This is a genomic window from Streptomyces chengmaiensis, assembly GCF_029846775.1.
In the GTDB taxonomy this organism is placed as follows: domain Bacteria; phylum Actinomycetota; class Actinomycetes; order Streptomycetales; family Streptomycetaceae; genus Streptomyces; species Streptomyces chengmaiensis.
Genome location: NZ_JARWBG010000003.1, coordinates 97,556 through 123,143 on the forward strand (window position 1 = coordinate 97,556; position 25,588 = coordinate 123,143).

At 73.0% G+C, this 25,588-nt stretch carries 22 protein-coding genes, 2 pseudogenes and 1 riboswitch; of the genes and pseudogenes, 11 read left to right on the forward strand and 13 right to left on the reverse strand.

Going from position 1 to position 25,588, the window contains the following annotated elements; all coding sequences use genetic code 11:
- Window positions 1–167: 167 nt before the first annotated feature.
- The 6 genes and pseudogenes from QCN29_RS03790 to QCN29_RS03815 form a co-directional block, all read right to left on the reverse strand.
- A pseudogene (locus tag QCN29_RS03790) lies at window positions 168–305 on the reverse strand (FBP domain-containing protein); the annotation flags it as partial.
- Between the two features lie 42 nt (window positions 306–347).
- Entirely contained in the window at window positions 348–1,322 is a 975-nt protein-coding gene (locus QCN29_RS03795) for an NADPH:quinone oxidoreductase family protein (RefSeq protein WP_279926234.1), read from the reverse strand.
- A 115-nt stretch (window positions 1,323–1,437) separates the two neighbouring features.
- Entirely contained in the window at window positions 1,438–2,031 is a 594-nt protein-coding gene (locus QCN29_RS03800; protein ID WP_279926235.1) for a helix-turn-helix domain-containing protein, read from the reverse strand.
- Between the two features lie 43 nt (window positions 2,032–2,074).
- Window positions 2,075–2,857, reverse strand: a complete 783-nt coding sequence (locus tag QCN29_RS03805) for a PIG-L deacetylase family protein (RefSeq protein WP_279926236.1) — start codon at window positions 2,855–2,857, stop codon at window positions 2,075–2,077.
- 148 nt (window positions 2,858–3,005) lie between these two features.
- Window positions 3,006–3,173: pseudogene (locus QCN29_RS03810) on the reverse strand (alpha/beta hydrolase); the annotation flags it as partial.
- Window positions 3,174–3,203: 30 nt separating this feature from the next.
- Window positions 3,204–4,793: an SDR family oxidoreductase gene (locus tag QCN29_RS03815; protein ID WP_279926237.1), complete on the reverse strand. Its 1,590-nt coding sequence runs from the start codon at window positions 4,791–4,793 to the stop codon at window positions 3,204–3,206.
- A gap of 500 nt (window positions 4,794–5,293) precedes the next feature.
- On the opposite strand from QCN29_RS03815, the gene QCN29_RS03820 reads away from it, so the two are divergent.
- Together QCN29_RS03820 and QCN29_RS03825 are read left to right on the forward strand one after the other, a co-directional pair.
- Window positions 5,294–7,081 (forward strand): S8 family serine peptidase, encoded by a 1,788-nt coding sequence (locus QCN29_RS03820; RefSeq protein ID WP_279926238.1) that lies wholly within the window; start codon window positions 5,294–5,296, stop codon window positions 7,079–7,081.
- Between the two features lie 307 nt (window positions 7,082–7,388).
- A complete protein-coding gene (locus QCN29_RS03825; RefSeq protein ID WP_279926239.1) occupies window positions 7,389–8,264 on the forward strand; it encodes a universal stress protein in 876 nt (291 codons plus the stop codon).
- Window positions 8,265–8,482: 218 nt separating this feature from the next.
- Here QCN29_RS03825 and QCN29_RS03830 read toward each other — a convergent pair whose 3' ends face one another.
- Window positions 8,483–9,214: a response regulator transcription factor gene (locus QCN29_RS03830; protein WP_279926240.1), complete on the reverse strand. Its 732-nt coding sequence runs from the start codon at window positions 9,212–9,214 to the stop codon at window positions 8,483–8,485.
- Between the two features lie 264 nt (window positions 9,215–9,478).
- On the opposite strand from QCN29_RS03830, the gene QCN29_RS03835 reads away from it, so the two are divergent.
- On the forward strand, window positions 9,479–9,805 hold the full coding sequence (locus QCN29_RS03835) for an STAS domain-containing protein (RefSeq protein WP_279926241.1): 327 nt from the start codon (window positions 9,479–9,481) through the stop codon (window positions 9,803–9,805).
- A 183-nt stretch (window positions 9,806–9,988) separates the two neighbouring features.
- On the forward strand, window positions 9,989–10,456 hold the full coding sequence (locus tag QCN29_RS03840) for a pyridoxamine 5'-phosphate oxidase family protein (protein ID WP_398859108.1): 468 nt from the start codon (window positions 9,989–9,991) through the stop codon (window positions 10,454–10,456).
- A gap of 24 nt (window positions 10,457–10,480) precedes the next feature.
- Here QCN29_RS03840 and QCN29_RS03845 read toward each other — a convergent pair whose 3' ends face one another.
- On the reverse strand, window positions 10,481–12,241 hold the full coding sequence (locus tag QCN29_RS03845) for a sensor histidine kinase (RefSeq protein ID WP_279926242.1): 1,761 nt from the start codon (window positions 12,239–12,241) through the stop codon (window positions 10,481–10,483).
- A gap of 242 nt (window positions 12,242–12,483) precedes the next feature.
- On the opposite strand from QCN29_RS03845, the gene QCN29_RS03850 reads away from it, so the two are divergent.
- The 3 genes from QCN29_RS03850 (at window position 12,484) to QCN29_RS03860 (ending at window position 15,390) form a co-directional block, all read left to right on the forward strand.
- A complete protein-coding gene (locus QCN29_RS03850; protein ID WP_279926243.1) occupies window positions 12,484–12,678 on the forward strand; it encodes a hypothetical protein in 195 nt (64 codons plus the stop codon).
- 99 nt (window positions 12,679–12,777) lie between these two features.
- The gene (locus tag QCN29_RS03855) at window positions 12,778–13,518 is read left to right on the forward strand and encodes a CBS domain-containing protein (RefSeq protein WP_279926245.1); all 741 of its coding nucleotides are present in this window, start codon (window positions 12,778–12,780) and stop codon (window positions 13,516–13,518) included.
- Between the two features lie 435 nt (window positions 13,519–13,953).
- Window positions 13,954–15,390 (forward strand): MFS transporter, encoded by a 1,437-nt coding sequence (locus QCN29_RS03860; RefSeq protein ID WP_279926246.1) that lies wholly within the window; start codon window positions 13,954–13,956, stop codon window positions 15,388–15,390.
- 429 nt (window positions 15,391–15,819) lie between these two features.
- Here the strand turns inward: QCN29_RS03860 and QCN29_RS03865 are convergent, their stop codons facing one another.
- Window positions 15,820–16,740, reverse strand: coding sequence for a haloalkane dehalogenase (locus tag QCN29_RS03865; protein ID WP_279926247.1), 921 nt, complete (start codon window positions 16,738–16,740; stop codon window positions 15,820–15,822).
- A gap of 315 nt (window positions 16,741–17,055) precedes the next feature.
- Between QCN29_RS03865 and QCN29_RS03870 the strand changes: the two genes are divergently transcribed.
- Entirely contained in the window at window positions 17,056–17,670 is a 615-nt protein-coding gene (locus tag QCN29_RS03870; RefSeq protein ID WP_279926248.1) for a TetR/AcrR family transcriptional regulator, read from the forward strand.
- Between the two features lie 157 nt (window positions 17,671–17,827).
- A riboswitch (cobalamin riboswitch) is annotated at window positions 17,828–18,050 on the forward strand.
- 157 nt (window positions 18,051–18,207) lie between these two features.
- A complete protein-coding gene (metE, locus tag QCN29_RS03875; RefSeq protein ID WP_279926249.1) occupies window positions 18,208–20,523 on the forward strand; it encodes a 5-methyltetrahydropteroyltriglutamate--homocysteine S-methyltransferase in 2,316 nt (771 codons plus the stop codon).
- Window positions 20,524–20,632: 109 nt separating this feature from the next.
- On the opposite strand, the gene cobF is transcribed toward metE, so the two are convergent.
- The 4 genes from cobF to QCN29_RS03895 all read right to left on the reverse strand — a co-directional run bounded on the left by cobF (window position 20,633) and on the right by QCN29_RS03895 (window position 23,877).
- Window positions 20,633–21,430 (reverse strand): precorrin-6A synthase (deacetylating), encoded by a 798-nt coding sequence (gene cobF / locus QCN29_RS03880; RefSeq protein WP_279926250.1) that lies wholly within the window; start codon window positions 21,428–21,430, stop codon window positions 20,633–20,635.
- A 542-nt stretch (window positions 21,431–21,972) separates the two neighbouring features.
- Complete coding sequence (locus QCN29_RS03885) at window positions 21,973–22,746, reverse strand: DUF72 domain-containing protein (RefSeq protein ID WP_279926252.1); 774 nt, start codon at window positions 22,744–22,746, stop codon at window positions 21,973–21,975.
- 110 nt (window positions 22,747–22,856) lie between these two features.
- The gene (locus tag QCN29_RS03890) at window positions 22,857–22,979 is read right to left on the reverse strand and encodes a hypothetical protein (protein ID WP_279926253.1); all 123 of its coding nucleotides are present in this window, start codon (window positions 22,977–22,979) and stop codon (window positions 22,857–22,859) included.
- A gap of 67 nt (window positions 22,980–23,046) precedes the next feature.
- Complete coding sequence (locus QCN29_RS03895) at window positions 23,047–23,877, reverse strand: helix-turn-helix transcriptional regulator (protein ID WP_279926254.1); 831 nt, start codon at window positions 23,875–23,877, stop codon at window positions 23,047–23,049.
- Window positions 23,878–24,139: 262 nt separating this feature from the next.
- On the opposite strand from QCN29_RS03895, the gene QCN29_RS03900 reads away from it, so the two are divergent.
- Entirely contained in the window at window positions 24,140–24,436 is a 297-nt protein-coding gene (locus tag QCN29_RS03900) for an alpha/beta hydrolase family protein (RefSeq protein WP_240135752.1), read from the forward strand.
- A gap of 105 nt (window positions 24,437–24,541) precedes the next feature.
- Entirely contained in the window at window positions 24,542–25,585 is a 1,044-nt protein-coding gene (locus QCN29_RS03905) for an SDR family oxidoreductase (RefSeq protein ID WP_279926255.1), read from the forward strand.
- Window positions 25,586–25,588: the final 3 nt, after the last annotated feature.

Consider the following 25,588-nt stretch of genomic DNA (forward strand, 5'->3'; position numbering starts at 1 on the left):
ACCCGGAGTATCGGGGGAGGCGGGGCGGACGGGCCCCGGGCTACCGGGAGTTCGGCCGATTGTCACCTGCCATGCGCGGTGCGGATTCCCCCGCCCCCGGCCCCTTTCCCCGCCACCCGGGGCTCCGCCCGCAGTCGCTCTGCGCCGGGGCCCCGGTGGGAGGCGTTTCAGCGGCTTCCGGTCACCCTGGAGACGAAGGCGGCGACCTGGTCGAGACAGCGGGCGGCGCGCTCCTCAGGGGTGAGCGACTCCTCATGGTGTCCGCTGCGCAGCTTGGGCTGCCGCTTGCCGCGCAGATAGAGCGAGCACGCGAGGTCGCAGGAATTGTTCGCGGGCCCGGCTCGCGGTCAGGATGCCGCCGGCGCGCCCGGCGGCACGACGACGAGGCGGCCGACCGTGGCGCCGTCAGCCACGCGCTGGACGGCGTCGGCGGCGTCGGCGAGGGCGACGCGCCCGCTGACGAGCGGCCGCACGACGCCGTCGGCCGCCAGGCGGGTCAGCTCCGCGTGGCAGTGGCGGACCGCCCCCGGGTCCGCCTGCCGGTACAGGCCCCAGTGGAGGCCGACGATCGAGTAGTTCTTGACCAGGGCGTGATTGAGGGCGGGGGTGGGGATCGCGCCGCCCGCGAATCCGACGACGACGATCCGGCCCTCGAAGGCGACGCACTTGGCGGAGGCCGCGTAGGCGTCGCCGCCGACCGGGTCGTAGACGACGTCCGCGCCGCGACCGCCTGTGGCCTCCTTGACGGTCGCCGCGATGTCGTCGGCTCGGCGGTCGATGACGAGGTCGCAGCCGAGCTCCTTGGCGGTGCGGGCCTTGTCGGGCCCTCCGACGACTCCGATGACACGGGCCCCGGCCGCCCTGCCGAGCTGTACGGCGGCACTGCCGGTGCCCCCGGCCGCCGCGTGCACCAGCAGCGTTTCGCCGCTCTGCAGCCGGGCGCGGCGGTGCAGGGCGAACCAGGCCGTCTGGTAGCCGATGTGCAGGGCGGCGGCCGCGGCGTCGTCGAGGGCCTCGGGAGCGGGCAGCACATCGGCCTCCTCGGCGACGGCGTACTCGGCGAAGCCGCCGTGCGGCAGCGCCGCTGCGGCGATCACGCGTCGGCCGTCCTCGGTCTCCCCGCAGATCTCCACGCCGGGGGTGAAGGGCAGGGGCGGGCGCACCTGGTACTGGCCGCGGCACAGCAGTGCGTCCGGGAAGTTCACGTTCGCCGCCCGCACTCTCAGCAGGAGCTGCCCGGGGCCGGGGACGGGGCGCGGGGCTTCTTCGAGGCGCATTGCCTCGCCCGGCTCGCCGTGGCTGTGGACTCGCCATGCATGCATCTCGTGGCCTCCCCGGACCGTGTCCGTCCTCGGGCGGCGGGCAGTGCCGCCCCGGACACATACTAAGCGGTCGCTTGCCTCTCCGGGAAGGCCCCTCCCACAAGGCGGGCGACCCTCAGCCGTCGCGCCGCCCGGGGCGCGCCCGTACGTGCATCCGCTCGCCCTGCGGGCCGAAGAGGCTCAGAAACTCCACCGCGGCGTCACCGGCGGGCCCGAACCAGTGCGGGACACGGGTGTCAAACTCCGCCGCCTCACCCGCCGTGAGCACCACATCGTGATCGCCGAGCAGCAGCCGCAGCCGGCCCGAGAGCACGTACAGCCACTCGTACCCCTCATGGGTGCGCTGCTCCGGGTCGGGGTCTCCGCCCGGCTCCTGGACGACCTTGTACGCCTGCAGCCCGCCCGGCTGGCGCGTCAGCGGCAGCAGCGTCCTGCCGTGCCGCACGATCGGCTTGGCCCGCACCCTCGGATCGCCGACGGCGGGCGCGCCGACCAGCTCGTCGAGCGGCACCTGATGGGCGCGGGCGATGGGCAGCAGCAGTTCGAGGCTGGGTCTGCGGCGGCCGGACTCCAGCCGGGAGAGGGTGCTGACGGAGATCCCGGTGGCCGAGGACAGGGCCACCAGGGTGGCGCCGCGGGCCCGCCGCAGCGTGCGGAGGCGGGGGCCGACATGGTCGAGTATGGCGTCGACGGACGCGTCTTCGGGCATGGAGGCCATTGCAGTTTTGGCACGTTCACATTGTCAAGGCGGTTCAGCGGCTGAGGAGTTCGAAGAGCACCGCGGGCCTGCCGCCGAAGCGCGGTGCGGCCGCGCCGGCCATGCCCTCGACGACCGAGCGGCAGTAGGCCTCCGGGTCCTCGTCGGTGAGGACTTCGACATAGGTGCGATGCGCCATCAGGGAGCGCACCGCGCGCTCGAGGCCTGCCGCGGCGTCCACCGCGTGGGTGGCGTCCATGGAGCCCGCGATGGCCAGGTAGCGCACGCCGTTCCAGGGCGCGAGGCCCTGTTCGGCGTCCAGTTCGGGGAAGATCCAGCGGTTGCCGGCGTCCGCAGCGGCGTCGAGGGCGGCACGGCCGACGGCCACATGGTCGGGGGTGTTCCAGTAGCGGCGGCCGTTCATGGACCAGGTGTCCCGGTGGCTGAGGGTGATGAGCAACTCGGGGCGGTGGCGGCGGACGGCCGCCGCGATGTCGCGGCGCAGGGCAGGTCCGTATTCGATCACCCCGTCCGCGTGGTCCAGGAACTCCACGGCGGACACTCCGACTTCCGCCGCGCTGGCACGCTGTTCCCGCTCCCGCAGCGGGGCGCATACGGCCGGCTCCAGGGTGTCGATGCCCGCCTCGCCCCGGGTGGCGAGGAGGTAGACGACCTCGCGGCCTTCATCGGTCCACTGGGCGACGGCGGCGGAGCAGCCGTACTCCAGGTCGTCGGGATGGGCGACGACGGCGAGGGCGCGCTGCCAGTCGCCGGGCATGGACGCCAACTGCGGTTCGGTGGAGTGCTGCTGATCGGTGGCGTGCTGCTGATCGGTCATGATCGCAGCGTAGTCGGCACGGCTGCGCGCCGGCCGCGCCGGCCGCATCCGGCAGTCCGCGTGCGGCTCCATTCGGACGGCTGGGTTCAGGATTCGGAGCCCCTGTGCAGGCGTCGCCGTCCAGGCTGCCCCGTTCGGGCGGCCCCGATCAGGCCTCGCCGCGCGCGAGCGCCGGCAGCCGGTCCAGGACGCGTGCGCCGCTCACCCGCACCCCGTCGTGCTCGAACTCGTCGGTGACCCACGTGCGCAGCCCGCGGACTGCGCGGGCCGTGCGCATGGAGGGGGCGGTCTCGACGTGCAGGTCGTCGTGGCAGACGTCCTGGGGGTAGCGGGCGTGGGGGGCGGTTCAGCGACGGCGTGCGGAGGCGGCAGGGTGGTCGGCGGCGTCGGCCGGGCGTGCGGAGGCTGCTTCCGCCCGGTGCGCGGCCCGGGCGATGTTGCGCGCCATGCCGCCGAACACCAGGGCGTGCCAGGGCGCGACGCTCCACCAGTACAGATGGCCGAGCAGCCCATGGGGGTGGAAGAGCGCGCGCTGCCGGTAGCGGGTGCGGCCCTGCTGGTCCTGTTCCGCGTACATCTCCAGCCAGGCGAGCCCGGGCAGCCGCATCTCCGCCCGCAGGCGCAGCAGCCGACCCCTCTCGATCTCCTCCACGCGCCAGAAGTCCAGGGATTCCCCGACGCGCAGACGCGCAGCGTCCCGCCGTCCGCGGCGCAGTCCGACACCCCCCGCCAGTCGGTCGAGCCAGCCGCGCACCGCCCAGGCCAGCGGGAACGAGTACCAGCCGTTCTCGCCTCCGATGCCCTCGATGACCTGCCACAGCGCGGTGGGCGAGGCGTCGACCGTACAGCAGCGCCGGTCGGTGTAGAGGCTTCCGCCGGCCCAGTCGGGGTCGGTGGGCAGCGGGTCGCTCGGCGCGCCCGGCACGGCCGCGGCCGACCAGCGCGTGCTGACCTCGGCGTCCCGCACCCGTCGCAGCGCCAGGGCGAGAGCTTCGTCGAAACCGAGGGGCGTGCCGGGCGGATCGGGCACATACCGCGCGATGTCGTGCTCGCGGCAGACCACTTCATGGCGCAGCGACTCCGCGAGCGGGCGGGCCAGCGACGCGGGCACCGGGGTCACCAGCCCGATCCAGCGGCTGGACAGCCCGGGGGTGAGCATCGGCACGCGCAGGATCAGCCGGCGCGGCAGGCGGGCCACCGCCGCGTAGCGCCGCATCATCTGCTCGTACGTCATGACGTCGGGCCCGCAGATGTCGAAGGCGCGATTCACGTCCGGCGGCATGCGCGCGCTGCCCACGAGGTAGCGCAGCACGTCCCGGACCGCGATCGGCTGGATGCGGGTGCCGACCCAGCTGGGCGTGACCATCGCCGGGAGCCGCTCCGTGAGATAGCGCAGCATCTCGAAGGACGCGGAGCCGGAGCCGATGATGACCGCGGCGCGCAACACCGTGGTGGGGACGCCCGAACGCAGCAGGATGTCCCCCACCTCGGCGCGGGAGCGCAGATGGGGTGAGAGCGTGTGCGGAGGCACTCCGGCGGGCGTCAGCCCGCCGAGGTAGACCACGCGCCGGACGCCCGCCGCGCGCGCCTGCTCGGCGAAGGTCCGGGCGGCCCGCCGGTCTCTCTCCTCGAAGTCTCCTCCGGCGCCCAGGGCGTGCACCAGGTAGTAGGCGACGTCGACGCCCTGCATCGCGCGGGCGACGGACTCGGCGTCGGTGACGTCGCCCTGGACCGTCTCGGCGCGCGACGCCCAGGGGTGGTCGCGCAGTTTCCCGGGTGTGCGGGCCAGGCAGCGGACGAGGTGTCCCGCGTCGAGCAGTTCGGGTACGAGCCGTCCGCCGATGTATCCGCTCGCTCCGGTCACCAGACAGCGCAGTCCCGGACGGTCCGCGCCGCCCGCTGTATGCGTGTCCGTGTCGTCGTCCTGGCCGCTCATCGGCGTCTCCGGTCCATGGGGCGTTCCGCCGCTCGCGCTTCTCCGTGCCGCTTCTCCGTGCGCGCCTCTGCCGCCGGATTCTGCCGCATACGGCGGCCCGGACGCGCCCGCGGCACGCCGCCCAGCCGGCGGACGGGGCGGCCGGGCCGTCGCCGGAGTCCGCCGGGTGGGCGGTGCACCGGCCACCGTGCCCCCGTACCGAGCCGCCGGTGTCCGACGGGCAGGGACGCGGCGCGCAGCGCTCCCACGCCCGACCGCAGCGTCCCGGCAGCCCACCGGCCCCCGTTGTGCGCCCCGCCGAGTCCGCCGGCTGCCGGCTGCCGGCTGCCGGACAGGCGAGTTCACGGGACGCGGCCTCCCGCGGCAGGGCGAACCGGCGCACAGCGCAAGGGTTTTCCCTCCTTCCCCTCCGCGGAGCCGGGCTGACATCGTGCGTTCACCCCCTACAGGAGAGGCCCGGCGGCGCAGTGCGCCGCCGGGTCATCGGAGGACCCATCGTGATGCCCCACATATCCACGAGACTGCGGCGCATCGCCGCAGCCGGCGTCGCGCTCGGCGCGGCGCTGTCGTTCGCGGTCCCCGCCGGGGCCGCCACCGCCGCCCCGCACGCCGACCGGACGTCCGGCTCGTCCGCGGACGCCGCCGACTGGGCCGCCGGCACGCGTGCGTACCTCGTCATCACCGCCCCCGGCGACACCTCGGCCGTACGGGAGGCGGTCGAGGCGAACGCCGGCACGGTCTTCGCCGCGTACGACGCCATCGGCGTCCTTGTGGCCCACTCGGCGTCGGCGGGCTTCGCCCCGGCGATGCGGGGCGTCAGCGGGGTCGAACAGGTGGGGGCCACCCGGACCTCCGACGTCCCGGCCGACGCATACAGCCCGAAGCTGCCGTCGACGCCGGCGCAGTCGCCCACGACCCTGACGGAGTCCAGCCGCTGGGACATGACCCAGATCAAGGCCGACCAGGCGTGGCAGGTGACCACCGGGGCTGCGTCGGTCACGGTCGGCGTGCTCGACACCGGCGTGGACGATCTGCACCAGGACCTCGCGCCGAACTTCAACGCGGCCGACTCGGTGTCCTGCGCCTATGGCAAGGCGGACACCCGCGAGGGTGCGTGGCGGGACGTCGGCACGCACGGTACGCATGTCGCGGGCACGATCGCCGCCGCGAAGAACGGCAAGGGGGTCGTGGGCGTCGCACCGGGGGTGACCATCGCCTCGGTCCGCATCGCGGAGCCGGACACCAGCCTGTTCTTCCCGGAGAACACCATCTGCGGCTTCATGTGGGCCGGCGACCGCGGCTTCGAGATCACCAACAACAGCTACTACACCGATCCGTGGATGTTCAACTGCCCTGACCACGCCGATCAGGCCGCCATCATCGAGGGGGTGCGCCGCGCCCAGGCGTACGCGGAGGGCAAGGGTTCCCTTCAGGTCGCCGCGGCGGGCAACTCCGACTACGACCTGGCGAACAAGACGACCGACAGCACGAGTCCCAACGACTCCACGCCGGTCACCCGCCGGATCACCGACGAGTGCATCGACATCCCCACCGAGCTGCCCGGCGTGGTGACCGTGGCGGCCATGGGCCAGGGCGACGTCAAGGCCTCGTATTCCAACTACGGCGAGAACGTCATCGACGTCGCGGCGCCCGGCGGCGACGGCTGGAGCGGCGTGTACTCGACCCTCCCCGGCGGCAAGTACGGCTCCAAGAGCGGCACGTCGATGGCCTCACCGCATGTCGCGGGCGTCGCGGCGCTGATGAAGAGCCAGGACCCGACGCTCACTCCGGCCGACCTCCGCGGCCGGCTGGGCGCCGAGGCGACCGACGTCGCCTGCCCGTCCGACAACCGCTGCGACGGCACCGCGGAGAAGAACGGCTTCTTCGGCGAGGGCCAGGTCGACGCCCTCAAGGCGGTCGGCGGAGGGGTCACTCCCCCGCCCGGCACGACGTTCGAGAACCCCGACGACGTGACGATCCGCGACAACTCGACGGTGGAGAGCCCGATCACCGTCAGCGGTGTGGCGGGCCGTGCTCCGGCCTCCCTCGAGGTGGGTGTGGACATCGAGCACACGTACCGCGGCGATCTGGTGATCTCCCTGGTCGCGCCGGACGGCTCGGTCTACCTCCTGGAGGACTTCCCGGGCGGTGACAGCGCGGACGACGTGGTCAAGACCTACACGGTCGACGCCTCGTCCGAGACGGCGGACGGCACCTGGAAGCTGCGCGTCCAGGACACCGCCCGCCGCGACACCGGCCGGATCGACTCCTGGAGCCTGACCTTCTGATCCGTCTGGAGACCGACCTTCCGATCCTCTGATCCACTGGTCTTCCGGACCTCCCGGCGTCTGCCGCCACCGGACCTCCGCCCCGTCCCGGGCGGGGGTCCGCCGCGTCGTTCGGGGCGGAGGCCCGCCGCGTCGTTCGGGGCGGAGGTCCGCCGCGTCGTCCCCCGACGGCGCGGCATATACGGCCCGAACGGCCGGGAGACCGGGCCGGACGGCCCTGACGCTCCGGCCCCGTGTTCTTCCATGCTTCTGGTGCCGAGGGCCGGTCACCGGACCGAGCCCGCCGAACCGGTACGGAGGAGCACCCATGACCCGCCCCATCACCGTCGGAGTCGACGGATCCGCGGAGAGCCTGGCAGCGGCCGAATGGGCGGCCCGCGAAGCCTCGCTCCGCCGTACCCCGCTGCGCATCGTGCACGCCTGGCTGTGGCACCCCCTGGAGGTGGGGGTGGTCCAGGACCGGGACATCCAGGCCAAGGCCGCCGAAGGCGTGCTGCGCGAGGCGAAGTTCCGTGTCGCGGCGCACTGTCCCGATGTGGAGATCACCGCTGAGGTGGTGTCGGACACCGTGGTGGCCGCGCTGCTCGCGGAGGCCGGACGGGCGGAGATGACGGTGCTGGGGTCGCGCGGGCACGGCGCGTTCACCGGTTTTCTGCTCGGCTCGTACGGACAGCAGGTGATCGCGTCGGCGAAGCGCCCGGTGGTCTCGGTCCGCGCCGTGGAAGCCGTCGGCTCCGCCGGCCGGAGCGGCGAGGTCGTGGTGGGGCAGCAGGGCGGGGCGGAGGACTGCGACGCCGTGCTGGAGTTCGCCTTCCGGGCCGCCGCGGTCCACGGGGCGGCCGTCCGCGCCGTGCGGGCCTGGGCCCTGCCCCCGTTCCACACCGTCATGCGGACCGAGGCGATGCGCCGGTTCGACGAGGCGGGCGGGCTGGAGCCGTACGAGCGGGAGGCGTTGACGGAAGCGCTGCTCCCGTGGCGCAAGGCGTTCCCCGACGTGCCGGTGACCGAGCATGTGGAGATCGGCGGCGCGGGAGAGGTGCTGCTGTCGGCCTCGGCGGAGGCCCAGCTGCTCGTGGTGGGCAGGCGGGTGCGCCGCTCGGCGGTCGGCATGCGCATCGGGTCCGTGGCCCACGCCGCCCTGCACCATGCGCGCTGCCCCGTGGCGGTCGTGCCGCACGCCTGAACCGGCGGTCCGCGGACCCGCACCGCGCGAGCGGCTCCGCGCGGTGCGCCGGGTGCCGTACCGGGCACGCCCGCAGGGAGCGGGTCCGGTACGGCACAGGCGTGTCCCGGCGACGCCGGGCCCGGGGAGGCGACTGCCCGCACGGCGACCGGCCCGCACGGCGACGGGGTCTCTCCGGGCTCGCACCGGGCGGGAGGCCAGCCCGGCGCGGGCGCACATCAGTTCCGTCCGCCTCCGTCGCGGCGCAAGGCGGACGGCGTGTCGCGCCGGCCTTCGTGCGGCGCGAGCGTCTGCGTGGCGAGGACGGCAGCCTGCACCCGCCGCTCCACGCCCAGCTTGGCCAGCAGCCGGGAGATGTTGTTCTTGACCGTCTTCTCCGCGAGGTAGAGCCGCTTGCCGATCTCCCGGTTGGTCAGCCCCTCCCCCACCAGCGCCAGGATGTCCCGCTCACGGTCCGTCAGCCCGGGCAGTGCGTCGGGCTGCTCCTCCTGCCGGGTCTCCCCCCGCAGTCTGGCCATGACCCGGGCGGTAGCCCCGGGGTCGAGCAGGGACTGGCCCGACGCCACCGAGCGCACTGCGCTGACCAGGTCGGTGCCGCTGATCTGCTTGAGCACATAGCCGGCCGCCCCCGCCATGATCGCATCGAGCAGCGCCTCCTCGTCGTCGAACGAGGTGAGCATCAGACAGGCCAGCTCCGGCATGCGCGAACGCAGTTCACGGCAGACGGTGACGCCGTCCCCCTGGGTCAGGCGCACATCCAGCACGGCGACGTCGGGGCGCAGGGCGGGCACACGGGCCAGCGCCTGCTCCGCGGTCGCCGCCTCGCCGACGACGGTCATGTCCGGTTCGGCGTCCAGCAGATCGTGCACACCGCGGCGCACCACTTCGTGGTCGTCGAGAAGGAAGACGCCGATCCGGGCCTTCGCGGGGCTGCCGCTGCTGTCCGTCATCACACACTCCGCTGTCGCCGGGTCCGGTCCGCCGACGGCGGACCCTGCGCATGGTCTCCTCTTCGCGGCCTTCCGGCCAGGGCCGAACGGTCCCCCCTCTGCGCGTCCGGCCCCTGCGCGTCCGGCCCCGGGCAGGGACCTTCGGCCCTGCCCCGAGGGGCCTGCGGACCTGCTCTCCCGACGCCCGGACCTGGTGTGCTGGCCCGCGCGTCGCCGTATCCGGCTCCCCCCGGCGCTGTCCCAGCGAAGCAGAGAGGCTGCGTCATGAGCACCACCCCGATCACACTGACCGCGACCGCACTGGACCACACCACCATGTCCGTCACCCTCTCCGGTGAGCTGGACATCGACACGGCCGGGCGCATCGAGCCCCATCTGGCTCCGCTGGCCTCCTGCCGGCACCGTGACGTCATGCTCGATCTGGCGGGGGTCACCTTCTGCGACAGCTCCGGGGCCGCCCTGCTGCTGCGGCTCCACCGGCAGTGTGCGGCCGAGGGGGTACGGCTGTGCCTGTGCCGGGTGCCGCGGGTGCCCGGCTTCGTGCTGCGCACACTGGAAGTGCACCGCACGGTCCCGTGTTCGTTCGTCTGAGCTCTCCCGGCCTCCCCTTGAGCTCTCCCGGCCTCCTCCGACGTCCGCACGGCGGGGCGGGATGGGGGCGGACGGGACCGCGAGGGGGCCCGTTCGGCCCTGTCGGCGCGGCAGGCGCCGGGGAGACGCTTCCCTCTCGGACAGCGAGGCGCGTCCGGCGGCGCGCCGGAGAAGAAGGCGGAGATGGTGGACAACGGGGCGGCGGCCCGACAGTCGCCGCACAACGGAGGCGGGGCACGGCCGCGGCGTATGACGCGCCTCGACCGCGCCGAGGCACTGCGGCTCCTCGGGTCGGTGTCCCTGGGGCGCATCGTGTTCACCGAGCGCGCCCTGCCGGCCGTCCGGCCGGTCAACCACGTGATGGACGGCGGCGACATCATCGTCCGGCTGCACGACGGGGCTTCGCTGGCCGCCATCGTGGCGCCGACGAACGCCTCGGGGGTCGTGGTGGCCTACGAAGCTGACGTCATCGATCCGGTGAGCCATCTGGGCTGGAGCGTGGTCGTCACGGGATATGCGCGCCGGGTCACCGACGAGGGTCTCCTCGCCCGGTACGCGGAGCAACTCATCCCGTGGGCGGCGTGCCCGCCGATGAACGGCGCGCTGCGGATCCGCCCGGACCTGGTCACCGGGGCGCGGCTGACCGTGTAGCGCCGGCCTCCGCGGCGCCGGGCGTCAGCCGCCGTCCGCCGCCGCGGGGGCCGGCTCCTGAGGGTCCGCGGGGGCCTCGCCGTCGAGCGGGGCCCTCCAGACGAGTCGGGTGCCGCCCCCGTCGGGGGTGTGGATCCGCAGTTCCCCGCCCACGCTCCTGGCCCGCTCGGCGAGGTTGTCCAGACCGCTGCGCCTGCCGCCCTCGGGCATGCCGACTCCGTCGTCGGCGACGCTGAGGACGACTTCGTCTGCCGTGGCCCGCAGTTGCACCTCCACCCGCGTGGCGCGCGCATGGCGCGCGGCGTTGCTGAGCGTCTCGCCGAGGGCCGCGGTCACATGGTCGGCGACGGCGGGCGGCACATCGGTGTCGAGGAGTCCGTCCATGCTCAACCGCGGCGGGAAGCCGAGCGTCGTGGCGGCCTCGCCGACGGCCCGGGCCACACGGGCCCTGAGGCTCGGGGCCGTCTCGTCGTCGCGGGCCCGCAGCCCGAAGATCGTCGACCTGATGATCTTGATGGTCTCGTCGAGGTCGCCCACGGCCCGCTGGACACGCTCGGCCGCGGCCGCGTTCCCGACGACGCGTGCGGCGCTCTGCAGGGTCATCCCGGTGGCGAACAGCCGCTGGATGGCGAGGTCGTGGAGGTCGCGGGCGATGCGGTCCCGGTCCTCCAGCAGCGCCAGCTGCTCGGCGTCCTTGCGGCGCTCGGCCAGCTCCAGGGCGAGCGCCGCCTGACGGGAGAAGGCCAGCAGCGGATCGAGTTCCTCTTCGGTGAAGAGCTGCTCTCCCTCGGCGCGGGCCAGCATCAGCACGCCGCGCGTCGTTGTGGCGGCCGTGACGAGCGGGACGGCGACAGCCGGGCCGAGGCCCGTGAAGTCGTGCGGTTCCGCCAGGGGTCCGGGGTCGTCGGCCAGGACGGCCGCGGTGACGGGCTCACCGCGCTTGCAGGCGGCCCCCGCGAGCGTGCCGTCGAGCGGTACCGTCCGGCCCCGGCGGTCGTCGTCCGCGCCCACGGCCATCTCGACGACGAGGTCGTCGGCCCCGGCGAGCGGCACCGACACCTCCGCCAGCCGGGCTCCGGTGATCTCCCGGGCCCGGCGGGCGATCAGTTCGAGCACAGAGGCACGCGGACTCCCGGAGAGCAGACTGTTGTTGATCTCCGCGTTGGCGCGCAGCCAGCGCTGCTGCCGCTGGGAGGCCTCGTACAGCCGGGCGTTGTCGATGGCCACGCCGGCGGCGACGGCCAGCGTGGTGATCACCGACTCGTCCTCCACGTCGAAGTCCTGCCCGCCGCGTTTGTCGGTGAGGTACAGGTTGCCGAAGACCTCCTCGCGGATGCGCACCGGCACCCCGAGGAAGGTCCGCATCGGCGGGTGGTGGGCCGGGAAGCCGTACGACGCCGGGTGCGTGCCGAGGTCCGAAAGGCGCAGCGGCTCGGGGTTGTGGATCAGCTCCCCCAGCAGGCCGTGTCCGGCCGGCAGCGGCCCGATCATGGAGATCTCATCGTCCGTCAGCCCGACGGTGAGGAACTGGGACAGCCTCCGCCCGTCCGGGCCGATCACGCCGAGCGCCGCATACTGGGCGTCGACGAGCAGGGCGGCGGCCTCGACGATGCGGCGCAGCACCTGGGAGAGGTCCAGCTCCCGCCCCACGGACACCACCGCCTCCAGGAGGCTGTGCACCCGGTCGCGGGTGCCGCGAGCGGCGTTGATGCGCGCCTGCAGCTCTTCCAGCAGCTCGTCGAGCCGCATCCGGGGTATGCGCGACAGCGTCTCCTCCGCGCCCACTGGCCCTCCTTCGGCTGTCGCCCGCTGTGTCGGCAGGCGTCACCCTATCGGTCGCGTCCGCCGTATGGGGGTGTGCGCCCGGGGTTGTCCGGTCGGGCCCGGCTGACGGCAGCTCAGGGCCGAGTGGCCCCGGGTGAGGGTCGCTCGCCCCGTGTCCGGGCGCCGGCGGCTGCCGGACAGTGAGGAACACCCAGGCGGACAGCCGTGGACGACCCCGGACGACCATCACAGGAGGTGGGCATATGGCAGGGCTGCTGGCCATCGGAGCCGTCACATCGATCGGCTTGGGCGCGATCCTCGTCTTCGCCGTGGACTGGCGCTGGCAGAGCGCCGACCGGCCGCTGGTCGGGCTGATCATGATGGCAGTCGGAATGATCGCGTTGGCCGCCGCCTCGAGCCTGAACCGCAGCGGCGCGGGCACGGGCGGCGCGTCGTGAGCCCGGGCCGCCGCGGCCTGGTGCGGGAACGCTGCGCGCCGCGAGGAGAGGCCCCTGGAAGGCCCCCGAGGAGAGGCCTGAGGAGAGGAAGGCCGAGTCATGCGACAGACGAAGGTCGGCGCCGTGATGATCACGGAAGTGACAGCGATCGCGCCGGACACCGGGTTCAAGGACATCGCACGGACCCTGGACGCCCACCGCGTCAGCGGGGCGCCCGTGCTCGACGGCGAGCGGCGGCTGCTCGGCGTGGTGTCGGAATCCGATCTGATGCACCATCAGGCCGACTGCGCGGAACAGCCGCACGGGCGGCTCAGGCGGCTCAGGCGGCTGCTGCGCGCCTGGTTGCCCTCGGCGCGGCGGGCGCGGGCGAAGACGCACGCTCTGACGGCGCGGGAACTGCTCACCGCCCCGGCGGTCACCGTCGCGGAGGAGGCCACGATCGCAGAAGCCGCCAGGATCATGGTGGAGCACCGGGTGAACCGCCTGCCCGTCGTGGACGGCGAGGGCCGGCTGACGGGCATCGTGACCCGCCGTGAACTGCTCAACGCGTTCCTCCGGCCTGACGACGCCATCAGGCGATCGGTCGTCGACGACGTCGTCGGGAAGAGCCTCTGGCTCGATCCGCACGCCGTCGGCGTGTCCGTGGCAGACGGGGTGGTCACCCTGTCGGGAACGCTGGAGCGCTACAGCGAGAAGGCCATGACGGTGCATATGACGGGGCTGGTCGACGGTGTCGTGGCCGTGGTCGACGAGTTGGCCTACACCTTCGACGACCGCGATCTGCCTCCGGTGCCGCACGACGCCCAGGGCATCGCAGGCGACCGGCTGCACCGTCCGTAGTTCGCGGGGCGGCCGCCCTCCGCCCTCCGTCCACCGGGTGCCCGGCATGGGCCGGAGCCCTTCGCAGAGGCAGCGGAGCAGTCCGATGGAGCTGCTCCGCGCCCTGCCATGCGCCCGCCCAGCCGGTTCAGGGTGCCGCGCGGCCGTCCGAACCGCGGCCGGCGAAGCCCAGAGCGGCGTCGGCGTCGCCGCGCAGAGCGCCGCGCCGGCGCCCCCTGGCGAGCCCCGGACGAAGCCCTGCTTCGACGCGCCCACGAGGGGCCTGCGCCGACTCGAGGGTCTCTTCTGCTCACATAGAGCCGGAACTCCATGTGGCGACGGACTGCAGACGGATCTCCGCCGCTGCTCGGCGGGACAGGCGGGCAGACGCACCGACGCCGCACGCCCGGAGGCGTCCGCCGGACGACCGGTCGGCGCAGAAACGTGGGAGCAGCCATGCAGTTCGGCAGACTTCACCCGAAACATCATGGCAAAGACCACGGGATCCGCTCCGGCGACCACGGCGCCCCGCAGCCGCGTCTCGGCCTCACACTGATCGCCGCCTCGCTGTGCATCTTCGTCGTGCAACTCGACTTCCTGGCGCTCAACCTCGCCCTGCCCAGGATGGCCTCGGAACTCGGCACGACGACCACGGACCTCCAATGGGTGATCAGCGGCTATATGCTGGCGCTGGCGGCCGCCCTGATCCCGGGCGGGCGGCTCGGGGACATCCTCGGACGCAAGCGGATGCTGCTCATCGGCCTGGCGCTCTTCGGCATCTGCTCGCTCGCCGCCGGGCTCTCCTCGGAGCCGAGCATCGTCATCGTCATGCGGATCGCCCAGGGCGTCGGCGCGGGTGTGCTGTTTCCGCTCGCCATCGCCGTGCTCACGGACGCCTACCCTCAGGACCGGACGATGCGGGCCATCGGCAACGCCTACGGGATCGGGGCCGTGGCCCTGGCCCTCGGCCCCGTGTTCGGCGGCGGCGTCACGGAACTGCTGAGCTGGCGCATCGTACTGCTGTTCAACGTGCCGACGTGCGCGGTGGCCCTCGCGGTGGTGGTCGCGGGGGTACGCGAGTCACGCGACGGAACCGTGCCGCGTTCGATCGACCTCCCGGGCGTCCTCACGGTGGCGCTCGGGATCGCGGCCGTCACCTACGCGGTCGACCGCTCGACCAGCTGGCCCGCCGGACGGGCCGTCGGCATCGCAGCGGCGGGAGTGCTGCTGCTGGTCGCGTTCGTACTCCGCGAGCGCGTGGCGCGCTGGCCGCTGGTCGCACTCGACCTGTTCCGCAACAAGCCCTACGTGGTCATCACCCTGATGTCCACGGTCGCGAACGTCTCCTTCGCCGTCGCCATGTACGGCGTCACCATCAATCTCCAGCAGGTCGACGGATACTCGCCGCTGACAGCCGGCCTGGTCTTCCTCGCCGCATCCGTCTCCGCTGGGGTCGCGGCGCCGCTCTCGGGGCCCCTCGGTGAGCGGTTCGACGTCCCGCGCACGATGGCCGCCACCACCGGAGTCGGGGCGGTCGGCCTGTTCATCGCGTCATTCGGCGGCGGGCTGTGGACCTATCTTCCCGGGCTGGCGCTGACCGGGTTCGGGTACGGGATGGGGTGGACGATGGGCAGCGTCGGCACCCAGGTGGTCGTCCCGGCAGAGCGGGCCGGTCAGGCCTCGGGAGTCACGCTGGCCGTCGTGATCGGAGTGGCGGGCCTCTGTGTGGCCGCCAGTGCGACCCTGATCGAGGTACGGGCGGCTGACGAGGGCCTGGGGCGGTCGGTCGAGGGTCTACTGCGCTGGGTCGCGGTCGGCAGCGCCGTCGCGGCGGCAGCCCTGGGCCTGCTCGCCGCACGCCTGATGCCGCGCGCCACCGCACCTGCCGACTGATTCCGCGCGGGCAGGGGCGCATATGGGCCGGTGCAGCCGACACGGACGACGCAGCCCTTGATCGTCACGTGCCCGCTGCGACCGCACGGAGCCTGCCGATGGGTGCGCCCGCTGCGGCGGCGGACCAGTGCGGCGCGGCACGCGCGCGTGGCGATGCGCCGCCGCGGCATGTCGGGCGCCCCGAGACGGAGCGCACCGTCATGACACGTCGGGCGGCGGCCTCCCGGGGCTCGTTCACGATGCCCTCCGCGGCAGGCTCGGGCCGCCCGGCCCCGGCCGCCTGCCGGGGTACATGGCGGGCCGCCGCCACGCCGCTCCCGGGCAGCGCGTCGGACAGACGCCGGCCGTCTGGCGGCCGGTCTTCCGGGTGGCGGCCGGAGTGTCCGGCCGCCATGCGGCGAAACCAGCCCTTCGTCATCGACCTCGACGTCAGGACGGGAGGGGTTCGGCTGCGATGAAGCGGTTCACGATCCCGGCAAGTTCGGAGCCTCGGTCCTCCTGCAGGAAGTGTCCGCCGTCCCGGATCGTGGTGTGGTTCTGTCCCCGGGCGCCGGGGACCCGCTCCTGGAAGACCCGGTCGAGACCCCTGGTGATCGGGTCCTGGTCGCTGAATGCGCACAGGAAGGGTTTGTCGAAGTGCTGCAGGGCCTGCCAGGCCTCGCGGTTCGGCCCGGCGGCGGGGTCGTCGGGCGAGACGGGGACGAGCACCGGGAACCGGCGAGCGCCCGCCTTGAACGAATCGTCGGGAAACGGCGCGTCGTAGGCCGCCGTCACCGCGGGGGACAGGTCGCTGCGGCAGCCGGAGTCGACGATGGCCCCCACGTGCAGCTCGGGCGTGTTCTGGCTGAACTCGCGCCATTGCAGGAACGCCTTCGTCGGCTCGGCGTCCCCGGTGGGCAGGAAGGTGTTGGCCACGACGACGCGGGCGAAACGGTCGGGGTGCTCCGCCACCAGGCGGAGTCCGATGAGCCCGCCCCAGTCCTGGCACACGAGGGTGATGCCGCGCAGGTCGAGGCGGTCGAAGAGAGCCTCCCGCATCCAGTCCACATGGCGCTGGTAGGTGTAGTCGGAGCGGGCGGCCGGCTTGTCGGAGCGGCCGAAGCCGATGAGATCGGGAGCGACGCACCGATGGCCCGCCTGGCCGAGTGGCGGGATCATATGCCGGTAGAGGTACGACCAGGACGGCTGACCGTGCAGCAGCAGCACCGTCTCTCCCGAACTGCCGTCGCCTTCGTCCACATAGTGCACACGCAGCCTGTCGCCGCTGCCGTCCCCCGCCCCCACATCCACGTAGGCCGGCGCGAAGGGGTAGTCGGGCAGGTCGTTGAACCGTTCATCGGGCGTACGCATGATCCGCATGGTCCGTGTGCCTCCTGTGAGTTCTGGAGTTCTGGGTACGGCGACTCCGCGTCGAGCGGCCGACCAGGCGCCGGGCGTCACGACCGGTTGGGCGTCGCGACCCGCCGGGCGTCGCGGCTGCGCCTCGGTGTGCCGGCCGTCGTTGACGTCCGCTGCACTCAGGCATGACGCGGCCGCCTGCGCCGTCGCGCCGCACGCAGCGAACCCATACCCGGAACGACCGTTCCAAGATACAGGCAGCGCCACTCCCGCACCAGCTCCATGGCGGTATCCTGGAATCGTCAGTCCAGGTTCCCGGGGTGAGGCGTGCCAGACATCAAGCACTTTGACGCGGACGCGACCCTGGACACGGTCGTGCGTCTCTTCTGGCGCGACGGAATGGTCTCGACCGGAATCCAGGACGTGGTGTCGGCCACGGGAGTCAACCGGTCCAGCCTCTACGCCACGTTCGGCGGCAAGCAGGAGCTCTACCGAGCGGCGCTGCGGCGCTATGCAGAGCGGCGTTCCCAGCCGGCGTTCCGCCGCCTCGCCGAGGACGAGCGCGGGCTTCCCGCGGTTCGCGACTTCTTCGCCGAGCTGATCGAGGCGTGCTGCCACGGCGAGTACGCGCGCTGGGGTTGCATGATCTCCAACGCCCACGCGGGCGCCGAGAGCGGCGACCCCGAAGTGCGTGCCCTGCTCGACCGTCTGTACCGGGAACTCCGGGGGTCCCTGCACGCGGCGCTCGTCACGGCCGGCCGGCTGAATCAACTGGATCCGGGCGTCGACCCGGACTCGATGGCGGAGGCACTCGCTCTCCTCGCCCATGGTGTGAACCTGCGCTCGCGGGCCGGAGTCGACGCCCGCACCCTGCACCGAACAGTGACCGCCACCCTGGACGCGATCGGCGCGATCGGCGGGCACGGGACGACCGCCCCTTGAGAGGGTCCGAGCGCAGCCCCGTTGCGGTGGCCGGGGCGGGGCCCTGGGCAGCAGTGGGAGCGTGCGCCCGGGAGGCCGTGCCCGCGGCACCCCGAACCGTCTCAGCCCACCTGCCCGGAATGCGGGCTGCCGCATCCGTCTTCGAGCCGCTCCCGCTAGGCTGACCGACGCAGCTGGTTCGCCCTGTCCTCCAGACAGGCGCGTCGCAAGAGGGAACCCGGTGGGAATCCGGGACTGCCCCGCAGCGGTGAGCGGGAACGACCGCCGTCATACGCACTGGACCCGAACCGGGTCCGGGAAGCGACGGCCAGTAGGAGTGCGCCCTTTCCGGGCCGCACGCGCCCGCGAGTCCGAAGACCTGCCCGTTGCCCGCGTACGGACGATCGTGCGCGGACATCCCGGTGACCTCGAGGGCGGGTCGGCGACCACACCAGGCGAACGGCCTGCCACGGCCGTTGCGGCCGCCTGCGTCTCCCCCTTCGCGCTCTCCCCCGGTTCCCGGGATGCCCAGGACATCTTCGCGAAGGAGAGAGTGTCATGACGAAGCCCGCAGCCGCGGCTGCACGGGCCACCGTGCACGGCTACCCCCGACAGGGGCCGAACAGGGAACTGAAGAAGGCGGTCGAGGGCTACTGGAAGGGCACGGTCACCGCCGACGCCCTGGCCGGGACCGCCGCGGAACTGCGCCGGGCGAACTGGCGTGAGCTGGCCCGTGCAGGCGTTCACGAGGTGCCGACCGGTGACTTCTCGTACTACGACCATGTCCTCGACACCACGGTGATGGTCGGGGCGATCCCCGAACGGCACCGTGCGGCGGTCGCCGCCGACGCCCTGGACGGGTACTTCGCGATGGCCCGCGGCACCCAGGACGTCGCGCCCCTGGAGATGACCAAGTGGTTCGACACCAACTACCACTACCTGGTGCCGGAACTGGGCCCCGACACCGTCTTCACCGCGGACTGTGCCAAGCAGACCGGCGAACTGCGGGAGGCGCTGGCCCTCGGGCCGGCCGCCCGGCCCGTGCTCGTCGGCCCGGTCACCTATCTGCTGCTGGCCAAGCCCGCGCCCGGCGCCGCCGCGGACTTCGAACCGCTCACCCTGCTGGATCGGTTGCTTCCGGTCTACGCCGAGGTGCTGGCCGATCTGCGGGCGGCAGGCGCCGAATGGGTGCAACTCGACGAGCCGGCCCTCGTCCAGGACCGAACCCCCGCCGAACTGAACGCCGCCGCCCGCGCCTACGGGAACCTCGGCGGTCTTGCCGACCGCCCCAAGCTGCTCGTCGCCTCCTACTTCGGCCGACTCGGCGAGGCCCTGCCGGTGCTCGCCGAGTCCCCGGTGGACGGACTGGCCCTCGACTTCACCGGCGCCGCCGCCGCGAACCTCGAGGGTCTCGCAGCGGTGGGCGGCCTGCCTGGCAGGCGGCTGGTCGCGGGCGTCGTCGACGGCCGCAACATCTGGCTCAACGACCACGAGAAGTCCCTGGCCACACTGGGCACACTGCTGGGCCTCGCGGACCGCGTCGACGTCTCGGCCTCCTGCTCCCTGCTCCATGTGCCGCTGGACGCCGCGGCCGAGACGGACGTCGATCCGCAGATCCTGCGCTGGCTCGCGTTCGCCCGGCAGAAGACCCGGGAGATCGTCACCCTCGCCAGGGGCCTGGCGGAAGGCGTCGGGAGCGTCGCCGCCGAACTGGCCGCCAACCGCGCCGATCTCGCCTCGCGCGCGGACTCGTCACTCACCGGCGACCCCGCCGTACGGGCCAGGGCGGGGGCAGTCACCGACGCCGACGCCCGCCGCTCCCAGCCCTACGCCGAACGGACGGCCGCCCAGCGGGCCCATCTGAAGCTGCCCCCGCTGCCGACCACCACCATCGGCTCCTTCCCGCAGACGACCGGCCTGCGCACCGCCCGCGCCGGTCTGCGCGCGGGCCGGATCGACGCCGCCGGATATCAGGAGCACATCAGGGCCGCGATCCAGGAGGCGATCTCCTTCCAGGAGGAGGCGGGGATCGACGTCCTGGTCCACGGCGAGCCCGAACGCAACGACATGGTGCAGTACTTCGCCGAACAGCTCAGCGGCTATGTCGCCACCCGTCACGGCTGGGTCCAGTCCTACGGAACCCGCTATGTCCGGCCGCCGGTCCTCGTCGGCGACGTCTCCCGGCCGGCGCCGATGACGGTCGGCTGGACGCGGTACGCCCAGTCGCTGACGGACCGTCCCGTCAAGGGAATGCTGACGGGCCCGGTCACCATGCTTGCCTGGTCCTTCGTCCGCGACGACCAGCCGCTCAACGAGACCGCGCGCCAGGTCGCCCTGGCCCTGCGCGACGAGGTGCAGGACCTGGAGGCATCCGGCGCCTCGGTGATCCAGGTGGACGAGCCCGCCCTGCGGGAGACCCTGCCACTGCGGTCCGCCGACCACGCCGGCTATCTCGCCTGGGCGACGGAGTCGTTCCGGCTGACCACAAGCGGCGTCCGGCCGGACACCCAGATCCACACCCATATGTGCTATGCCGAGTTCGGCGACGTCGTCCAGGCCATCGACGACCTCGACGCCGACGTCATCAGCCTGGAGGCGGCCCGCTCCCATATGCAGGTCGCCCGGGAACTCGCCGCCCACGGCTATCCGCGCGAGGCGGGACCCGGCGTGTACGACATCCACTCACCGCGCGTGCCCAGCGCCGAGGAGGCGGCGGCGCTGCTCCGCGAGGGGCTCGAGGCCATCCCGGCCGAAAGGCTGTGGGTGAATCCGGACTGCGGGCTGAAGACACGCGGCTGGCCGGAGACGAAGGCGTCGCTGGAGAACCTCGTCGCGGCGGCGCGGACGGTGCGCGGGGAGCTGCCGCCCCGATGACGGCCTGATCCCGACTTGGTGCCGGGCCGGTGACGGGCCGGTGACGACCTGACGGAGCGCATAGGGCCGGGCAGGACGGCTTCGTCCGTCCTGCCCGGCCCTCGCCTGCTCAGCCGTGGTGGCGCAGCAGATAGGTGTCCATGATCCAGCCGTGCCGGGCGCGGGCCTCGGCGCGCACCTCGAGGATGCGGTCGGCCACCTCGGACACGGGCCCGCAGACCAGGAGTTCGTCCGGGGTGCCGAGGTACGCGCCCCAGTAGATCCACAGGTCCCCGCCCGTGAAGCGGGTGAACGTCTGGTGGGCGTCGAGCATGACGACGACGTCGCCGTCGTCGGGGAGCGTCTCCGCGGGGCCCTCGCCGACACGGTCGGCGAGATGGCGGGCCGGGGTGATGTGGACGGGCCGCCCCACCTGGTTGAGCGGGATCCGGTGCCGGGCGGCCAGCGCGGAGACGCTGCTGACGCCGGGGATCACCTCGTGCTCGAAGGCGACCGTATCGCGGCCGCGGATGTCGTCGAGGATGGCGAGCGTGCTGTCGTACAGCGACGGGTCGCCCCAGACGAGGAAGGCCCCGTGCTCGCCGGGTGCGAGCTCCTCGCGGATCAGCCGCTCGTAGACGTCCGCGCGGCGGCGCCGCCAGTCGTCGACCGCCGACGCGTACCGGGAGCGGTCCTGCGGCGTCCGGTCGCGCCAGGGGTCCTCGGCCTCCACCACCCGGTACGGTCCGGGCACGTGCTCGTCGAGCATGTCCCGGCGCAGATCCGTCAGCCCGGACTTCTCCTCCCCCTTGCCGATGACGAAGAAGACATCGGCACGGCGCATGGCCTTGACGGCGGCGAGCGTCAGATGGTCGGGGTCACCGGCTCCGATGCCGATGACAAGGATGCGACGGGTGTCTGCGGTCATTGCGCTGCCGTTCTTGGGGTGCGGACGTCCGGGGGCCGGAGCGTCGGGGCGGACGGGGGCGCGCCCAGTATCGCCGGTGGCTTCCTGTCGGTTTCTCCCCCACCCCTCCCCCTGGGCCCTGGGGCGTGGGTGACCCCCACCTCCCGTGGCTGCCCCCCGTGCCCCGGTCTTCAATCGCCGGACGGGCCGGACTTTCCGGGGCCCCGGAAATCAAGCCCCGCCTGGGGGACCTCCGGGTGCGCCCCTGCGGCGGGCGCAGCTGGGTCGCCTCGGCTCCTCCCTCCCCGCACCGCACGCCGTCCGGGACGGGATGTACGCCCCCGGCGCCCGGTCAGCTGCGGAATGCCGGTGCGCGGATGCTCGGTGACCTCCGCGTCGACGCGCGCCGGTCTGCGCCGCGGGTGTCAGGCTCCGCAGCGCTGCGCGAGCGCGGACGGGCGCTCCTGCCGGCGTGTGCGGCGGACCCTGACACGGGCGATCTGCCGGCGGGGAGTGCAGCCGCGCAGCACGGCCGGGCTCGCGGGCGAGCGCCGCCCCGTCGACTACGTCTCCGTCGTCCGCGGTGTGCGGCTCACCGTGCGTCCTCGCGCGGCCGCGAGCCGTGCGAAGTGCGATGCGTCCGCGACGGCCGCACCGCCAATGTCGTTGTTGAAGTACACATGGACGTCGGCCTTGTCCGGCCAGGCGTCGGCGATCCGGCGGGCCCAGGAGGCGAGTGCCTGCCGTCCGTAGCGCGGCGGCGGTGCGGCGCCGCCGCCGTGCAGCCGCAGGTATCCCCAGGACGCCGTGCGCCACAGCGGCGTCACCGGGCGCGACCCGCGGTCCGCCCAGCACAGGGCGCTGCCGTGTTCACGCAGCACCGCCCGCACCTCCCGCTCCGCGTCCCACCACGAGGTGTGGCGGAACTCCACGGCCACCCGCACGGCGTCGGGAAAGCACCGCAGACACGCATCCAGAGCGCCGACGTCTGCGCGGAAGTTCGGCGGCAACTGCAACAACACCGGCCCCAGCCGATCCCCCAGTCCCTGAAGCCTCTCCAGCAGCAGCCGCACCGGCGACTCGGGGTCGTGCAACCGCTTGACATGCGTCAGATAGCGGCTCGCCTTGACCGCCATGACGAACCCCTCCGGCGTCCGCTCCCGCCAGGAGGCGAAGTTCTCCGTGGTGGGCAGCCGGTAGAAGGCGTTGTTGCTCTCGACGGTGGCGAAGTTCCGTGCGTACTCCTCCAGCCACAGCCGCTGTGGCGTCCCGGCCGGATAGAGCACACCGCGCCAGTCCTTGTACTGCCATCCCGAGGTTCCGACGAGCAGGGGCATGGTCCGATGACTGCCCGCGGCCCCTGGGGTATAACGCCCGCTCCGCACAGACCCACGTTCGGCCGACGGCGGACGGGCCCCCCGCGGCCCGCCCGCCGCGAACGCCCTCGTCAGGCCACCTCGAGGCCGTACTCCCGGATCAGCGGCAGCATCGACCGCGGCGGCGAGGACCCCGCGCCCCGGGCCGGGCGCAGGCGGCCGATCCCGGTCCGCGGTGCGGTGCGGCCGACCATGCGGATCTCTCCGTGCAAGTGTGGCGAGAGGCCGGAGGCGCACGGGTGACGGCCGGCGGATTGTCGGCTATCCGGTGAGTGCCTGGCTTCCTATGACGGCGAGGAGCGCGAGGCGTTCGGCGTCCCGGCTGCCGGGTTCTGCGGTGTAGACCATGATGCGCAGGTCGCTGTCGGCGACGACGAGTACGTCGCAGTCCAGCGTGAGGGCGCCGACGTGGGGGTGGTCGACGGTCTTGCGGGCGGACTGGTGCCGGCCGACGGCCCCGGATTCCCAGAGGTCGTCGAACTCGGCGCTTCTGGCTCGCAGTTGGGAGATGAGGTGCTGCAGTCGCCGATCGGCCGGGTAGCGGCCTGCTGTTCTGCGCAGGTCGGCGACCTGCGCGGCACGTAGTGCGCTCCGGGATTCGGGGGTGTGGCGCACGCGGGCTCCGGCGCCGAGGAAGTTGCGCCACACGGCGTTGAGGTCGTTGCCGTGCCATTCCCCCATCAGCGCCGTGTACAGGGGGTTGGCGAGCAGCTGGGTCCATGCGGCGTCGAAGACCGCGACGGGGGTTCCGGCGAGCCGGTCGAGCATCCGCTGGACGTTGGGCGTGATGTACGCCGCGACCTTCTCCGGGCCCGGGGGGACGAGACCGGCGAGTTGGAAGAGATGGGCGCGCCGGGCGCTGGTGAGCCGCAGGGCCCGGGCGAGGGCTTCGACGACCTGCCTGGAGGGATTGGTGGCCCGGCCCTGTTCGAGACGGGTGACGTAGTCGACGGAGATGCCGGCCAGCTGGGCCAGCTCTTCGCGCCGCAGCCCCGCGGCGCGCCGGTGGCCGCCTGAGGGAAGGCCCGCCGTCTCGGGTGAGACCTGGTCACGCCAGCGCCGCAGGGCTGTGCCGAGTTCTGTCGTTGCCATGCCGGACAGTCTGGCTTGTGTGCCATGAGGCGCGCCTGGCACTGGCAGTCCTATGAAGACGGGTCTACTGCCTGTTCCTGTGTTCTGCGCCCATCGTGGAGGCATGACGGCGACGGGAACATTGGCGCCCCCGCGGTGGGCTGGATCGGGCTGGGCGACCAGGGCCTGCCCATGGCGAGGGCCGTCGCCGAAGCGGGTTTCCCCCTGCACGCCTGCGCCCGGCGGTCCGCTTCCCTGTCGGCAAAGGACAAGAAGGCCCGTCATGAGTGCAGACGACGTCACGCAGCCGGAGCTGCGTGAGCGGCAGAGCCGCGACCGCGGCTGTTACGAGGAGATGGCGGCCTGCTTCACCGAGGACTCGGACGACTCGATCCGCATGGCCGCCCGCGCCCGCGCCGTCGGCGTGAGCGTGGTCCTCGACATCACCGCCGACGTGCCCCACGTGTTCCAGTCCTTCGCCGGCGTTCTCGACGAGGCCGACGAGGCGCTGGAGCGCGCGTCCCTCTTCCTCACCCAGCACGTCCGCGGCCCCGAGCCGGCGGCCGTGTCAGCGCGGTGAGGCCCGGAGCCGCTCGACGGCCCCGACAGTTGTCCACGCCCCAGTGAGCTGGGCGAGCGCGGAAGGAAGACAGATGATCAACACACCGCTCCCGGGGGCCCGGGCATGACCGCGTCGCAGCCTCGTGTCCTCGTCACCGGCGGGTCCGGCTTCATCGCGGGGCACTGCATTCTCCAACTGCTGGAGCAGGGATACCGGGTGCGCACGACCGTGCGCACCCTCGGGCGCGAACCCGAGGTCCGGACGCAGCTCGGCGACGCCGGGATGGTGAACGGCGGCGCGCTGAGCTTCGTGGCGGCGGACCTCACGCGTGACGCAGGGTGGGCCGATGCCGTCGCCGGGTGCGACTCTGTGCTGCATGTGGCCTCTCCCGTGCATGTGGAGCATGCCGGGAACGAGGACGATGTCATCGTTCCGGCGCGTGAAGGCACTCTGCGCGTGCTGCGGGCGGCCCGCGACGCCGGTGTCGAACGGGTCGTCCTGACCTCTGCGTTCCATGCGGTCGCCTACGGGTACCCGCACACCGACCACCAGTTCACCGAGGAGGACTGGAGCGTCCTCGACGGGCCGGGCGCCACCGCGTACACCAGGAGCAAGACGCTGGCCGAGCGCGCCGCGTGGGATTTCATCGACGCCGAGGGCGGCTCGACGGAACTCGCCACGGTCCTTCCCGTCGCAGTCATGGGACCCGTGATGGGCAGGGCGGTCTCCGGGTCGAACCACCTCATCCAGCGAAGCCTCGACGGGGCGATGCCCGGCTATCCCGATCTGTGGATCCCGATCGTCGACGTACGCGATGTGGCAAGCGCGCACCTGCTGGCCATGACCACCCCCGAAGCCGCCGGTCAGCGCTTCCTCACCGCCGGCGGCCCGGCGATCCCGATGAAGCAGATCGGCGCCGTCCTCAGAGCCAATCTCGGAGACGCGGCCAAACACGTGCCGACCCGGTCCATCCCCAATGCCGTGGTGCGCGTCGCCTCCCTCTTCGACAAGGAGCTCCGTACGGTCGTGCCGGACCTCGGCTTCGTCAGAAAGACGACCAGCGCAAAAGCCCGACGCGTCCTGGGGTGGCAGCCCCGCAGCAGTCCCGAGGCCGCCATCCTCGCAGCCGCCGAGAGCCTGATCAGAAAAGAACTCGTGAAAGCGTGACCC

Excerpts from the sequence above, each read along its gene's own strand:
- cobF (WP_279926250.1), bottom strand. The coding sequence starts at position 21,430 with ATGACCGCAGACACCCGTCGCATCCTTGTCATCGGCATCGGAGCCGGT.
- QCN29_RS03840 (WP_398859108.1), top strand. The coding sequence starts at position 9,989 with ATGGTGGACAACGGGGCGGCGGCCCGACAGTCGCCGCACAACGGAGGC.
- QCN29_RS03825 (WP_279926239.1), top strand. The coding sequence starts at position 7,389 with ATGACCCGCCCCATCACCGTCGGAGTCGACGGATCCGCGGAGAGCCTG.
- QCN29_RS03895 (WP_279926254.1), bottom strand. The coding sequence starts at position 23,877 with ATGGCAACGACAGAACTCGGCACAGCCCTGCGGCGCTGGCGTGACCAG.
- QCN29_RS03855 (WP_279926245.1), top strand. The coding sequence starts at position 12,778 with ATGCGACAGACGAAGGTCGGCGCCGTGATGATCACGGAAGTGACAGCG.
- QCN29_RS03905 (WP_279926255.1), top strand. The coding sequence starts at position 24,542 with ATGACCGCGTCGCAGCCTCGTGTCCTCGTCACCGGCGGGTCCGGCTTC.
- QCN29_RS03800 (WP_279926235.1), bottom strand. The coding sequence starts at position 2,031 with ATGCCCGAAGACGCGTCCGTCGACGCCATACTCGACCATGTCGGCCCC.
- QCN29_RS03820 (WP_279926238.1), top strand. The coding sequence starts at position 5,294 with ATGCCCCACATATCCACGAGACTGCGGCGCATCGCCGCAGCCGGCGTC.
- QCN29_RS03885 (WP_279926252.1), bottom strand. The coding sequence starts at position 22,746 with ATGCCCCTGCTCGTCGGAACCTCGGGATGGCAGTACAAGGACTGGCGC.
- QCN29_RS03900 (WP_240135752.1), top strand. The coding sequence starts at position 24,140 with ATGAGTGCAGACGACGTCACGCAGCCGGAGCTGCGTGAGCGGCAGAGC.
- QCN29_RS03865 (WP_279926247.1), bottom strand. The coding sequence starts at position 16,740 with ATGCGTACGCCCGATGAACGGTTCAACGACCTGCCCGACTACCCCTTC.
- QCN29_RS03860 (WP_279926246.1), top strand. The coding sequence starts at position 13,954 with ATGCAGTTCGGCAGACTTCACCCGAAACATCATGGCAAAGACCACGGG.
- QCN29_RS03805 (WP_279926236.1), bottom strand. The coding sequence starts at position 2,857 with ATGACCGATCAGCAGCACGCCACCGATCAGCAGCACTCCACCGAACCG.
- QCN29_RS03890 (WP_279926253.1), bottom strand. The coding sequence starts at position 22,979 with ATGGTCGGCCGCACCGCACCGCGGACCGGGATCGGCCGCCTGCGCCCG.
- QCN29_RS03795 (WP_279926234.1), bottom strand. The coding sequence starts at position 1,322 with ATGCATGCATGGCGAGTCCACAGCCACGGCGAGCCGGGCGAGGCAATG.
- QCN29_RS03835 (WP_279926241.1), top strand. The coding sequence starts at position 9,479 with ATGAGCACCACCCCGATCACACTGACCGCGACCGCACTGGACCACACC.
- QCN29_RS03815 (WP_279926237.1), bottom strand. The coding sequence starts at position 4,793 with ATGAGCGGCCAGGACGACGACACGGACACGCATACAGCGGGCGGCGCG.
- metE (WP_279926249.1), top strand. The coding sequence starts at position 18,208 with ATGACGAAGCCCGCAGCCGCGGCTGCACGGGCCACCGTGCACGGCTAC.
- QCN29_RS03830 (WP_279926240.1), bottom strand. The coding sequence starts at position 9,214 with ATGACGGACAGCAGCGGCAGCCCCGCGAAGGCCCGGATCGGCGTCTTC.
- QCN29_RS03850 (WP_279926243.1), top strand. The coding sequence starts at position 12,484 with ATGGCAGGGCTGCTGGCCATCGGAGCCGTCACATCGATCGGCTTGGGC.